Origin of the sequence: Caballeronia sp. AZ7_KS35, from assembly GCF_023631045.1 — a bacterium.
Taxonomy (GTDB): domain Bacteria; phylum Pseudomonadota; class Gammaproteobacteria; order Burkholderiales; family Burkholderiaceae; genus Caballeronia; species Caballeronia zhejiangensis.
Window position 1 is genome coordinate 358475 of record NZ_JALQDV010000048.1, and the last position, 12683, is coordinate 371157.

Below are 12683 nucleotides of genomic sequence, written 5' to 3' on the forward strand. Positions count from 1 at the left end.
GAACGGCCGTTGCGCATATGGACCGGCGCACCTCTCGATACCCGAATCACTCCCACGGAGATAATGCAATGAGCCAGACCATCATCGGTGTATTCAATACGCTTCAGGACGCGGAACTTGCTCAGACGCGCCTCGAAACGGAAGGCGTCGCCCGCACGAATATGAACGTGCATGCGAACGATATGAGCGCGTCCACGTCCGTGTCCGGCGATGCGACCGACCGTCCCGCCGGCGAGCATCACGAAGGCGCGATGGCGCGCATCGAGCACTTCTTCAAGAACCTGTTCGGCGATCACGATCAGCCCGAGGAAATCGGCCACTATCACGAAGCGGTCCGTCGCGGCGGCGCGCTGTTGACGGTGGATGTGATCGACGAATCGTCGATCGAACGCGTGCGCGACGCGCTCTATGCAGCCGGCGCCATCGACATCGACACGCGCGTCGAGCAATGGCGCAGCACGGGCTATAGCGGCTATGACCGCAATGCGCCGGCTTATACAGCCGATGAGATCGCCGCTGAACGGCAGGCCTTTCCCGTCGTGAAGGAATCCGTCGAAGTCGGCAAGCGCGAAGTGCAGACGGGCGGCGTGCGCGTCTATTCGCGGGTGACCGAAACGCCGGTGAGCGAATCGGTGAATCTGCGTGAAGAACACGCGAACATCGAGCGTCGGCCGGTGGATCGTCCGGCGACGGTGGCGGATCTGAAGGAAGGCTTCGTCGAGATCAGGGAAACGGCCGAGCAGCCCGTCGTGGCGAAGACGGCGCGCGTGGTCGAGGAAGTGGTCGTCGGCAAGGAAGAAACGAACCGCACCGAAACCATTCACGACACGGTGCGCGGTACCGAAGTGGAAGTCGAGCGGACGGCGGGCAACCGGGACGTAGCCGACGGCGCGGTTCCGCCGGCGAAAAAGACGCCGCTGTAACGCGTAGCGAGATCGGCCGCTCCCTGCGGAGCGGCTGATTGCGCACGTCTGCGTCCGCTACATTCCCGTTCGCTCAGTCGACGAAAGGCAGCTTGCGGTCGCGCGCTTCCGTCAGCATGGAAACGGTGATCTTGCGCACTTCCAGCTTGCTTTGCGTGATATGCGCGCGCAGCAGCATCGCCGCTTCGCCGCACTTGCCGCGATCGATGAAGCGCAGCATTTTCGCGTGCTCGTCGTAAGTTGCGCTAGTGCGATGCGGCTTCAAGAAATCCAGCCGCCGCACGATGCGGATGCGTTCCGTCACTTCGTTATGCACGCGCAGCATCTCGCCGTTGCCGCTTGCGCGCACGAGTCCGCGGTGAAAGTCCTCGTCCAGGCGAAACATCGCGACCGGATCGCTTTCCTGCGCATCGGGCGAAACGCACCACACCGACTTGAGCGCATCCACTTCCGGATGCGGTGGCGCGCTGCTCGCGAGTTTGTCGAGCGATGCGGTCTCCAGCACGATTCGCAAGTCATACAACTGATCGAGCGCCGCGAAGTTGATCTCCGACACCTTCCAGCCACGCCTGAAACCGACTTCGAGATAGCCTTCGCGCAGCAGGCGGAACAGCGCGTCGCGCATCGGCGTACGCGACACCCCGTAGTATTGCGCGATGTCGGTCTCCGAGAAGCGGTCGCCGGGAAACAGGCGAAAGCTGAAGATGTCCTGCTTCAACTGCTGATAAACCTGCTCGGCAAGCGGATTGGCGCTCTGAATGGCGCGCACGGCACTGCGCTCCGTGAGTTTGGGCGAGTTGATTCGATGTCTCCGTGTAATGCCTCTTCAGGGCGTTTCGATCAGGCTCACGTGCGCCGCGACGATGGTCCACCCCGCGAACGCATTCGATGCATGGCCGATGCGCGCCCACGTCTGCATCTGACGTCCGAGCAAAGGCGTGGCATCGCTCGTGAATTCGGTGCTGACCGAAGCGTAATCCGTGCCGAAAGTCGTCACCACCGTTCGATGCAAACGCCGCGAACGCGGCACCGGCGCGCACGTCTCGCGCCAGCGGCGAATTTCATCGCCGCCATGCTGCACTTCGGCGATGCCGTATCGTACCGTTTCCGGCGCGTGCCAGAAGAGCGCGTTCATGGTAGCCACATCGTTATCGACGAGCGCCTTCTCATAGGCGATGAACGCGCGCTCGACTTCAGCCACCGTTTCCGGACGATTCAGTTCCATCAATTCTCCAGCACATCGGCGAGCGTGGCCGTCCATCCGACGATGCCGCCCTGCGAGCGAATCATCTCGATGGTCGCAGTCTTGAACGACGGTATGTAGCTCGCCGTCGCGTCTTCTATCAGCACGCATTCGTAGCCGCGATCGTTCGCTTCGCGCATGCTCGTCTGCACGCATACTTCGGTCGTGACGCCTGCGAACACGAGATGCGTGATGCCGCATCGCGCAAGCTCTTCGCCGAGGCGCGTTGCGTAAAAGGCGCCTTTGCCGGGCTTGTCGATGACGATCTCGCCCGTAATGGGCGCGACCGCATCGACGATGGCGTTGCCCGGTTCGCCGCGAACGAGAATGCGGCCCATCGGTCCCATATCGCCGATGCGCGCTCGTGGCGCGCCGCGCAGCCGCTTCGCATCCGGACAATCGGAGAGATCGGGCGCGTGCGATTCGCGCGTATGCACGACGAGCCAGCCGCGATCGCGCGCATGTTCGATCAGCTGCGCGACGGTCGGCACGATCGACGTCAGCAGCGACACATCGTTGCCGAGCGCTTCGCCGAAGCCGCCCGGCTCCACGAAGTCGCGCTGCATGTCGATGACGATCAACGCCGTATGCGCTACATCGAACGTGAACGGAGACGGTCGGGCGCGGGTCAGGGTAGGCATGGCGTCAGCCCTCGTATCGGCGTTCGGGTTTCGAAAAACCGCATGACGTCCCGTCTTTCACGACGACTTCGTCCTCCCACGGCAGACGATATTCGCCACGCACCATGTCCTGCATGAACGTGTACGGACAATCCTGCGCGCCGCCCTTCACGGCGACATAGCCGCGATGTCCGAACTGATAGATGTTGTTTTCGACGCCCCAGTGAATGCGGGCTTCGCGCACGAGATCGGGGCGCATTTCACAGGTGATGATCTCATCCGGGCGATGACTGCCATCGACCAACACCGTGCCGTCGAAATCGCAGAACATGCCTTCGCCCATCGAGTCGAACGTGCCGTCGCTGCCGCACAGACACACGCTCGCGGTCTGCGCGAGATTCTGGAATGCGTTCGACTGATTGGTGATTTGCCAGGCATGGCGAATGGGCGCGGTATAGCCCGCCGTGCGCAAGATGATTTCCGCGCCCTTGTAAGCGGCTTCGCGCGCCATCTCCGGAAACATGCCGTCATGACAGATGATGAGCGAGAGCTTCGCGCCCTTCGGCCCGATGCACACCGGCACGCCGAGATTGCCCGGCTCCCACGGCTCGACCGGCACCCACGGATGCATCTTGCGATAGTAGAGTTGCACCTCGCCCCGATCGTCGATGATGATCCCGCTGTTATAGGGATTGCCGCCTGGATTGCGCTCCATGATGGAGAAGCATCCCCAGATGCGATGCTCGATGCACGCCGCCCTGAACGCGGCCACTTCGGGACCGTCGAGCGAGCACATGATGGCATCGTTCGTATCCATCGACAGGCCGTGCAGCATGTATTCGGGAAACACGACCAGATCCATCGACGGATTGTTGCGGCGCGCCTTGCCGATCAGTTCGACGATGCGCCGTGTCTGCGCGGCCAGTTGCTCCGGGGTGGCGACAGCCGGATTCTGCAACTGCACGAGACCCACGACGATGCCTTGCGGCGACTTGTTCAATCCACCGAGACCGCTCGAACTCATTCTTCCTTGCTCCTTTATGCGTGAACGGCGAGCGGCTCCGACGCAGCGCGCGTGGCGCTTTCGACATGACCCGCCATGTGTCTTCCCAACGCGACGCGATCCGCGCCGCTCGCAGCCGTTTCGTGTACCAGCCGCCCTTCCGCGATCACCGCGATGCGATCCGCCAGTTCCAGCAGTTCATCGAGGTCTTCGCTGACGAGCAGCACTGCGGCGCCTGCATCGCGTGCGGCGAGAATGCGCGCGTGGATGTCCGCGACCGATGCGAAGTCGAGTCCGAATACGGGATTCGCGACGATCAGCACATCCACCGCTTGCCCGAGCTCGCGCGCGAGCACGGCGCGCTGCACGTTGCCGCCCGACAACGTGCCGATGGCGCGCGCCGGCACCGGCGGTTTCACGTTGAACTCGGCGATGAGACGTTCGGCGCGTTCGCGCATCGCACGGCGATCGAGACGCCAGCCGTGACGCTTCATCGGCGCACGGTCGAAGTCGCGCAAGGCGAGGTTGTCCGCGATGCTCATGTTCGCGACGCACGCATTGCGCAGCGGTTCTTCGGGGAGCGCAAATACGCGTAGCCGCGTCATCTCTTCACGCGTCGCGCGGTATGGCTCGCCATGCATGTGCATTTCACCGCTTTGCACGCGGCGCTGGCCGACGAGCGCTTCGATCAGTTCCTTCTGCCCGTTGCCCGATACGCCCGCGATGCCGAGTATCTCGCCCGACTTCACGCTGAGCGAAACATCGCGCACCGCCCGATGTCCACGATCATCGACGACGTTGAGACTGGACAGCGCGAGACGCACGGGCGAAGCCGCATCGAGCGGCTTGCGTCCGGGCTGCATTCCGGCGAGTTCGGGATCGTCCTGCTTCGCGGATTCACCGCCCATCATCCACGCGGCGAGCTTGTCGCGGCTCGTATCCGCGACCGCGCTCGTCCCGACGAGCCTGCCCTTGCGCAACACGGTCACGTCGTCGGCATACGCCATCACTTCGCGGAACTTGTGCGTGATCATCAACACGGTCAGCTCGCCGCGCGTGGCGAGATCGCGCATCAGGCCGAGCACTTCGTCTGCTTCCTGCGGCGTGAGCACGGACGTGGGTTCATCGAGAATGAGGAAACGCTGCTGCAAATAAAGCTGTTTCAGAATCTCGAGCTTCTGCTTTTCTCCTGCGGCGAGACCGGCGACGGGCGCATCGAGAGGCAGACGAAAGGGCATCGAACGCATGAAGGCATCGAGCGCGGCACGTTCCTTCGGCCAGTCGATCTTCCACGGCAATCGCCCGCGCGCGAGCAGCAAATTCTCTTCGACCGACAAGCCCGCCGCCAGCGTGAAATGCTGATACACCATGCCGATGCCGAGCGCCTGAGCATCGCGCGGCGACGCGATTCTCACCTGCCGCGCATCCGCGATGATCTCGCCGTGATCGAGCACGCCATAACCGACGAGCCCTTTCACGAGCGTACTCTTGCCCGCGCCGTTTTCGCCGAGCAGCGCATGCACGGTGCCCGCGCGCACTTTGAGCGTCACGTCGTCGAGCGCGGTGAAAGCGCCGAAACGCTTCGTCGCGCCGAGCACTTCCACGCTCATCGCTTTGGTCGGTGCGTTCATGGTCAGCGTCCCAGCGTCGCGAGCAAAGCCTTCGAATCCGATACCGTGCCGAATACGCCGCCCTGCATCAGCACCATGTTGAGCGCGGCGTCGTGATTGCCCTGATCGGTCGCGCCGCAACAATCCGCGAGAATGGTGCATTCGAAGCCGCGATCGTTCGCTTCGCGCATCGTCGTGTGAACGCAGACATCGGTCGTGATGCCCGTGAGCACCAGATTCACGATGCCGCGCGTGCGCAATACCATTTCGAGGTCGGTTGCGCAGAACGAGCCTTTGCCTGGCTTGTCGATGACGATCTCGCCTTCGATCGGCTTCAGTTCATCGATGATTTCCCAGCCCGGTTCGCCGCGCACGAGTATCTTGCCGCAGGGTCCTTCATCGCCGATGCCGATGCCGTTCGTGCCCGCGCGACGGCTTCTCCATCGCTTGTTGGCGGGCAAATCCGACAGATCGGGCCGGTGCCCTTCGCGCGTATGAATGATCGTGAAGCCTTGCTCGCGCATCAGCGTGAGCACGTTCCTGATCGGTTCGATGGGCGCGCGCGTCATCGAGAGGTCATAGCCCATCTTGTCGACATAACCGCCGATGCCGCAAAAGTCGGTCTGCATGTCGATGATGACGAGCGCGGTGTTCTCCGGCCGCAGATTGCCGTCGTAGGGCCACGGATAGGGACGTGCTTCGATGAAGCGGCTCATGTGTTCGACTCCATGAAAATAGGGTTCAACGCGTGAGACTCAGTTCGCCGGGCGCACCCGCGAGCGTGCGGTCGGGACGGCAATTGACGATCATGATGACGAGGGTGAGGACGTAAGGCGCCGCATTGAAAAGGTAGTAACCGCTCGTCACGCCGATGGCCTGCAACGCGGGTCCGAGCGCGCCCGCTGCGCCGAAGATCAGCGCGGCCCACAGGCATCGCAACGGCTGCCAGCGCGCGAAGATGACGAGCGCGACGGCCATCAGGCCTTGTCCGCTCGACAAGCCTTCGTTCCAGCTTCCGGGGTACACCAGCGACAGATACGCGCCGCCTACGCCCGCGAAGAAGCCGCCGACCGTCGTCGCGAGAATGCGAACGCGCGTGATCGGATAACCCATCGCGCGGGCGCTTTCCGCGTTCTCGCCGACGAGACGCAAAGCCATGCCCCAACGCGTATGTCGCAAGCCCCATTGCAACGCGAACGCCAGCGCGACGCCGATGATGAAGAGCGGATTGACATGCAACGCGTTATGCAACTGCGGCGACGAAGCCCAAGCACCGAGATCGATCGATGACAACATCGGCGCTTGCGGCTCGATGAACGGCTTGCCGAGATAGAACGCGAGGCCGGTGCCGACCAGCATCAGCGCGATGCCGAACGCGATGTCCGACACGCGCGGCAACGAGCACACGAGACCGTGCAGGCAGCCGAGCAGCAACCCCGCGCAGCCGGCCGCGAGCACGCCGAGCCACGGCGAGCCGGACAGATACGCGGCCGCATAACCGGTCATCGCGCCGGATACGAGAATGCCTTCGAGGCCGAGATTGACGCGCCCGCCCTTCTCCGTCAGACATTCGCCGATGCTCACGAACAAATACGGCGTGCTCACGCGAATGGCGCCCGCGAACAACGACAGCAGCAGTACCGCGACGGGTGAATGTGCGTCAAACATGAGTGCCCTCCAGTCGAACCGACGAGCGCGCGACGGTCATCGCCTGCAGCCTGATGCGCCACGCCGCGAGACGACCGCCCATCGCTTCCCACGCGAGCAGGTTGGCAAAGAGCAGACCTTGCAGGACGAGCGTGGTGGCATCGGGCAGACCCAGGCGGCGTTGCAGAAGCGAACCGCTCGCTTCGATACCGCCGACGAGCACCGCGCACAGAATGATCGCCAACGGGTTCTGACGCGCCGCGAACGCCACGAGAATCCCCGCATAGCCGTAACCCGCCAGCAGCGATGCGTTCGCGCTGCCCTGCACCGCCGCGACTTCGAACATGCCCGCGAGACCGGCCGCCGCGCCGCCCATCGCGCAGGCCGCGATCGCGAGCTTGTTCACCGGCAGCCCGACGAGCTTCGCCGCATGGTTGTTGCCGCCCGCGATGCGCATCGCGAAGCCTTTGGTGCTGTGGCGCACGAAGACCCATGCCGCGACGCACGCGAGCGCGCCCCAGAACAAGCCCCAATGCACGTCGAGACCCGGCAACGAACCGATCGAGAACGCGTCGGGAACGGGCAGCGTCGAAGGCTTGTTGAGACTCGCGGGATCGCGCAACGGTCCTTCGACGAGATGCTTGAACAATGCAATCGCGATATACGACATCAACAGACTGCTGATCGTCTCGTTGACGCCGCGCAGTTGCCGCATTGCGCCGACCGCGCCGATCCACACGCCGCCCGCGATCATGCCGGCGAGCGCCATCAACGGAGCGACGACGAACCACGGCATCGCGGCAGGCACGACCGTCGCCACGACCGCCGATGCGAGTCCGCCGAGCGCGAGCGCGCCTTCGCCACCGATCACGATCAGCCCGACCTGCGCAGGCAACGCGACGCACAACGCGGTGAGCATCAGCGGCGCGGCGCGCAGCAACGTGCTCTGCCACGCGAACGACGAGCCGAATGCGCCTTGCGCGATCAGCACGAGCGCATCGTCGGCGGGCTGGCCCTGCACGAGCAGGAATAGCGAGAACAGCACCAGCGTGCCGATGAGCGCGCACAACGTCGGCAAAGCGGGCAATGCGCCCAGCGCCACGCGCGGTAACAGAGGATAGGAACGCATGCCGGCTCCGCGAAGGAATGAATCAGATCTGCCCGACGACGCCCGCGACGAGATAGTTCATGCTTTCCAGCTTGATATCCGTCTGCGCGTAAGCCGTGCCCGATGCGATGGCACTGCCGCCCTTGTTGTCCTTCATCGGGCCTTTGAAGATCACGTAATCGCCCGCGGCCATCTTCGTCTTGATGGCGTCGGCATTGGACTTCGCATCGGCCGTGACTTTCGCGCCGTAGGGCGACATCTTCACGAAGCCTTCCTTCAGGCCGCCGCGCAGAATGTTGGGCTGCGGCTTGCTGGTCTGCGCATCCGTGACGAGTTCCTTGAAAGGCGTCGCCCAGTCCCATTCCGCGCCCGTCAGATAACCCTTCGGCGCAAGCGCGGCCTGACTCGCGTGATAGCCGCAACTCATCGCGCCGCGCTTCTCCGCCGTTTCGATGACGACCTTCGGACCGTCGACGTGACAGGTCAGCACATCGCATCCCTGATCGACGAGACTGTTGGCCGCTTCGGCTTCCTTGACCGGCATCGACCAGTCGCCGGTGAAGATGACGTGCGTGGTGATAGACGGATCCACCGATTGCGCGCCGAGCGTGAACGCATTGATATTGCGCAGCACTTGTGGAATCGGCTTGGCGGCGACGAAACCGAGCTTCTTGCTCTTGCTCACGTGTCCAGCGACGACGCCGTTGAGGTACTGACATTCATCGATATAGCCGAAGTAGCTCGCGATATTCGGCGGATTGCCCTGCTTCCACAAACCGCCGCAATGCGCGAAGCGGACCTTCGGATACTTCGCGGCCATCTTCAGCACATGCGGATCGAAATAGCCGAACGAAGTCGCGAAGATGAGCGTCGCGCCGTCCTGTTCGATCATCGCTTCCATCGTCTTTTGCACGGCCACGGTCTCGGGCACGTTCTCTTCCTCGACCACCTTCACGCCCGGCATCTTCTTGATGATCGCGGCGGCCTGAGCCTGCGCCTGGTTATAGCCGTAATCGCCCTTCGCGCCGACATAGATCACGCCGACGGTGAGATTGCTTGCGCCGAAGGCGAGATCGAAGGGCAGCGCGCTGCCGAGCGCGAGCGCGCCCGCGCCTTGGATGAACTGGCGGCGATTGGTCATGATGTAGCTTCCTGTTTGAGTTGATCGCTGGATGAAGAGACGAGGCTGTGCCGATACGCGCGCCAGCCGCCGAAGGAAGTGATGTCGCGTGCGCCGCTGTCCGGCGCGACGGCGGCCGGTTCGCAGATGAAGCCTTTGACGATGCGGCCATCGGCGGTCGTGACCGTGCCGATACCGAGCGGCGCGGGAATCGCCGCGACGAATGCGCCGAAGGTCCGCATAGGCATCTCCCATATCTCGATGGCGATCGCGGCACCCTCGTTTTCGGTGCGCACGAGTCCGGGCTTCGGCGGCTGTGTATTGGCTAATGCGTAGAGCGTGTAGTGCGGCGACGTCATCGTTTCTTCGATGAACCGCGCGCCCGCCTGCTTCATCTGCCATTCGAGCGGCATGCCGCGCAGATGTGCGCCGACTATGGCGAGCTCGATGCTTGGCTCCTGGATCGGCAGCGGATCGATGCTGGCATCGGAAAGTGCCTGAATCTTCGCGCCCAATGCCGCGAGTCTCCGATCCGCGCCCGCTGGCCCGATGAGCGTGATGCCCGCGGGCAAGCCATCGGCGCGCGGCGGTCCCGGCACGGCGAGCGCGCACAGGTCGAGCAGATTGACGAAGTTCGTATAGACGCCGAGACGGCTGTTCACTTCGACCGGGTTCGCCTGCACTTGCGCGATGGTCGGATGCGTCGGCGTCGTGGGAACGATCAGGATATCGAAACGTTCGAACAACGCTTCCGCCTCACGCTTCAGCAGCGTGAGTTCGTATTGCGCGTTGAATGCGTCGGCGGCGGAGAATGCGTCGGCCTTGCCGATCACTTTCGCTACGGTCGGATCGATGTCATCGCGGTTCGTGACGAAGAAATCGCCCAGCGCCGCGCGGCGTTCCGCGACCCACGGACCGTCGTACAGCAACGCGGCCGCGCGTTGCATCGGCGCGAAGGGAAACGTCGCGGGTTCGAGTTGCAGACGATCCAGCGTCGCCGCGAAGGCGTCGGCCGCGTGCGTGTCGCCGAAGAATTCCAGCGTGTCGGGAATTGCGACGCGCGGCGCATCCGGCAGCAAGCCGAGCGCTGCGACGCGGCGCGAATAACCGTCGAGCGCATCGAAAGTGGCCATCTGCTGCAGCACGATCCAGGCATCGGCGACGTCGTGCGCGAAGATCGATAGCGTATCGAGACTCTTGCACGCGGGCACGACCCCGCGCTTGCTGACGAGCCCCAGCGACGGCTTCAATCCGACGATGCCGTTGAAACCCGCCGGCACGCGGCCCGAACCGGCGGTATCGGTGCCGAGCGAAAACGCGACGATGCCCTGCGCCACCGTCACCGCCGAACCGGAACTCGATCCGCCCGACACATATTCCGGATGACTAACTTGTTGCACGGCGCCATGCGGCGAGCGCGTGCCGACGAGCCCGGTCGCGAACTGATCGAGATTCGTCTTGCCGATGAGCATCGCGCCCGCATCGATCAAGCGCTGCACGGCGAACGCCGTTTCGCCGGGCGTATAGGCGAACGCCGGACATGCGGCGGTCGTCGGCAAGCCCGCAATGTCGATGTTGTCCTTCACTGCGAACGGCACGCCGAATAAAGGCTTGCGCTCGAAGATCGCGGGTCCGGCTTCGGCGAGCTCGCGTGCAAGCGACGCTGCCGTCGTTTGCAGATCCGCTGCCGGAACGACGAGCGTCCATGCTTCCGGGCGATCACTCGCTTCGATGCGAGCAAGCGTCGCTACGGCGATTCGCTGCGGGTCGGTATCGCCGCGCGCGTACGCATCGAGAAGTGCGCGAACGGTGAGCGGTGCGTGATCGTCGGCAGATGCGGTCGCGTTCATGAGTTCAATCTTGAATACAAGTTGAACGCACAATGCACCGTCCGTGCCAGTGACAGATTCCGCTGTTAAATCAACGATTTGGCATCAGCGTCGCGACTTGCGGCGACCGGGCGTGATCCACGCCGGTTCAGCAATGACCCAGCCGTGGTGCGATAAATCCCGCTGACGGTGCAGCGGTCCACGGCTCCGGTGCCGACAGAGTCCGCGTTACTGCGTGTCGCCGATTTCCGGCGCGATGGCCGCATGGTTGACGATCGCGACCATCGATATCCCGCCGATCATGTTCCCGAGAAGCGTCGGCAGCAGGAACACGCCGAAGTAATCGCCGATGCTCGCGGCGTGCGTCATCACGGCATACGCGGCCTCGGCCGAACTGGCGATGACGTGCGTCAGCTTGCTCACGCCGACGGTGTAAGTCACGAGCAGGATGGTGAGCAGGCGCGCGGACCGCGCGCTCGGCAAGAGCCAGACCATCAGCGCGATCAGCCAGCCGGCGAAGACGGCGCGTACCAGTGTGACGCCGAAGCCGGCGCTGAAAGGCGCACGCGCGACCTCCGCGAGCGCCGCGTTGACGTCGGGATCGAACACGTCCTTGAACTGCAGAAGCGCGGCGAATACTGCGGTGCCGACGAGATTGGATAACAACACGATAGACCATAGGCGCAGCGTTTTACCCACTGTGCGCAAGTCACGCCGCGTGAGCACGGGCAGCACCGCTGTCAGCGTGCTTTCGGTGAAAAGCTGCTGACGCCCGAGGATGACGAACACGAAGCCGATCGTATATCCCAGGCTTGCAATCAGATGCTGCGATTTGGATGCAGGCAGCTCGCTTTGCAAGATCGCCTGAACGAGAAAGGAGAAACCCATCGAAAGACCGGCCGCGAGCCCGGACCATATGAGCGCCGAGGCCGTGCGCTCCATCGCGGTTTCGCCCTCTTCGCGCACGATTTCGTGGATGACGAGCGCATGCGGCGTCGAATGATCCGCGGCTTGCTCGCGCTGATCGTGGTCGAGGTGGGGCGACTCGGCGCCTGCTTGCGATTCGGACATTGACTCTTCTCCTGAGGCCGCTGCTGCGTGCGTCGTGCACGATGCGATGCGTGCTTACAGCAGATTCGATGCCTGTCGGGCATAGGGCCTGCTGCTGCGACCTCGTTCACCCGAAACAACCGATCCAACCGATACAAGACCGACGATGAAAACCGAGACCTTTTCCCTTGGCGGCTACGACGTCGAGGTATCGACGAAACAAACGCCAACCGGCGACTGGACACCCGAGCTGCGCGTCACCCGCAACGGACGGCCGGTGGCTCTGCCTCAAGTCGAGACGGTCGAACCCAACTGGCTGACGAGCGCGGAAGCGCTGCGCGGCGGCGTCGAACAGGCGCGCCGGCTGATCGATCGATATCTCGCCGGCCACGACAATCAGCACACCGGCGGCGCAATCGGCCATCCGGCGAAGCCCGGCGTCCAGGACAAATGATCTGAATCGCGGCGGCGACGTGCCTGCTTCGAGCGCGACCCGCGATCGTCGCGCGTGTGGCCCTTCGATTGCTCGG

The 12683-nt window shown here is 63.6% G+C and carries 13 protein-coding genes; 2 read left to right on the plus strand and 11 right to left on the minus strand.

Annotation, left to right across the window (positions count from 1 at the left end; genetic code table 11):
- Nucleotides 1-68 precede the first annotated feature (68 nt).
- Complete coding sequence (locus NCT05_RS31235; protein WP_008346666.1) at nucleotides 69-923, plus strand: YsnF/AvaK domain-containing protein; 855 nt, start codon at nucleotides 69-71, stop codon at nucleotides 921-923.
- 73 nt (nucleotides 924-996) lie between these two features.
- Here the strand turns inward: NCT05_RS31235 and NCT05_RS31240 are convergent, their stop codons facing one another.
- The 11 genes from NCT05_RS31240 to NCT05_RS31290 form a co-directional block, all read right to left on the minus strand.
- Nucleotides 997-1692, minus strand: coding sequence for a GntR family transcriptional regulator (locus tag NCT05_RS31240; protein ID WP_250503962.1), 696 nt, complete (start codon nucleotides 1690-1692; stop codon nucleotides 997-999).
- 57 nt (nucleotides 1693-1749) lie between these two features.
- Nucleotides 1750-2148, minus strand: a complete 399-nt coding sequence (hpxZ, locus tag NCT05_RS31245) for an oxalurate catabolism protein HpxZ (protein ID WP_250441454.1) — start codon at nucleotides 2146-2148, stop codon at nucleotides 1750-1752.
- Nucleotides 2148-2807 carry a cysteine hydrolase family protein gene (locus NCT05_RS31250; RefSeq protein ID WP_033535797.1) on the minus strand — a complete coding sequence of 220 codons (660 nt, stop codon included), beginning with the start codon at nucleotides 2805-2807 and terminating at the stop codon, nucleotides 2148-2150. Before NCT05_RS31250 ends, hpxZ begins: the two co-directional genes overlap by 1 nt.
- Nucleotides 2808-2811: 4 nt before the next feature.
- Nucleotides 2812-3810 carry a formamidase gene (locus tag NCT05_RS31255; protein WP_250503963.1) on the minus strand — a complete coding sequence of 333 codons (999 nt, stop codon included), beginning with the start codon at nucleotides 3808-3810 and terminating at the stop codon, nucleotides 2812-2814.
- Between the two features lie 14 nt (nucleotides 3811-3824).
- Nucleotides 3825-5420 carry an ABC transporter ATP-binding protein gene (locus tag NCT05_RS31260; RefSeq protein ID WP_250503964.1) on the minus strand — a complete coding sequence of 532 codons (1596 nt, stop codon included), beginning with the start codon at nucleotides 5418-5420 and terminating at the stop codon, nucleotides 3825-3827.
- Between the two features lie 2 nt (nucleotides 5421-5422).
- Nucleotides 5423-6115 (minus strand): biuret amidohydrolase, encoded by a 693-nt coding sequence (gene biuH, locus NCT05_RS31265; RefSeq protein WP_008346673.1) that lies wholly within the window; start codon nucleotides 6113-6115, stop codon nucleotides 5423-5425.
- 25 nt (nucleotides 6116-6140) lie between these two features.
- Nucleotides 6141-7067: an ABC transporter permease gene (locus NCT05_RS31270; protein WP_008346674.1), complete on the minus strand. Its 927-nt coding sequence runs from the start codon at nucleotides 7065-7067 to the stop codon at nucleotides 6141-6143.
- Complete coding sequence (locus NCT05_RS31275) at nucleotides 7060-8175, minus strand: ABC transporter permease (RefSeq protein ID WP_250503965.1); 1116 nt, start codon at nucleotides 8173-8175, stop codon at nucleotides 7060-7062. The genes NCT05_RS31270 and NCT05_RS31275 overlap by 8 nt, the downstream gene beginning before the upstream one ends.
- A gap of 22 nt (nucleotides 8176-8197) precedes the next feature.
- Nucleotides 8198-9295: a BMP family ABC transporter substrate-binding protein gene (locus NCT05_RS31280; protein WP_008346678.1), complete on the minus strand. Its 1098-nt coding sequence runs from the start codon at nucleotides 9293-9295 to the stop codon at nucleotides 8198-8200.
- Nucleotides 9292-11124: an allophanate hydrolase gene (gene atzF, locus NCT05_RS31285; protein WP_250503966.1), complete on the minus strand. Its 1833-nt coding sequence runs from the start codon at nucleotides 11122-11124 to the stop codon at nucleotides 9292-9294. Before atzF ends, NCT05_RS31280 begins: the two co-directional genes overlap by 4 nt.
- 207 nt (nucleotides 11125-11331) lie before the next feature.
- Nucleotides 11332-12174: a formate/nitrite transporter family protein gene (locus NCT05_RS31290; protein WP_008346682.1), complete on the minus strand. Its 843-nt coding sequence runs from the start codon at nucleotides 12172-12174 to the stop codon at nucleotides 11332-11334.
- A gap of 145 nt (nucleotides 12175-12319) precedes the next feature.
- On the opposite strand from NCT05_RS31290, the gene NCT05_RS31295 reads away from it, so the two are divergent.
- Nucleotides 12320-12607, plus strand: a complete 288-nt coding sequence (locus tag NCT05_RS31295; protein ID WP_175981646.1) for a DUF6566 family protein — start codon at nucleotides 12320-12322, stop codon at nucleotides 12605-12607.
- The last annotated feature ends 76 nt before the right edge of the window (nucleotides 12608-12683 follow it).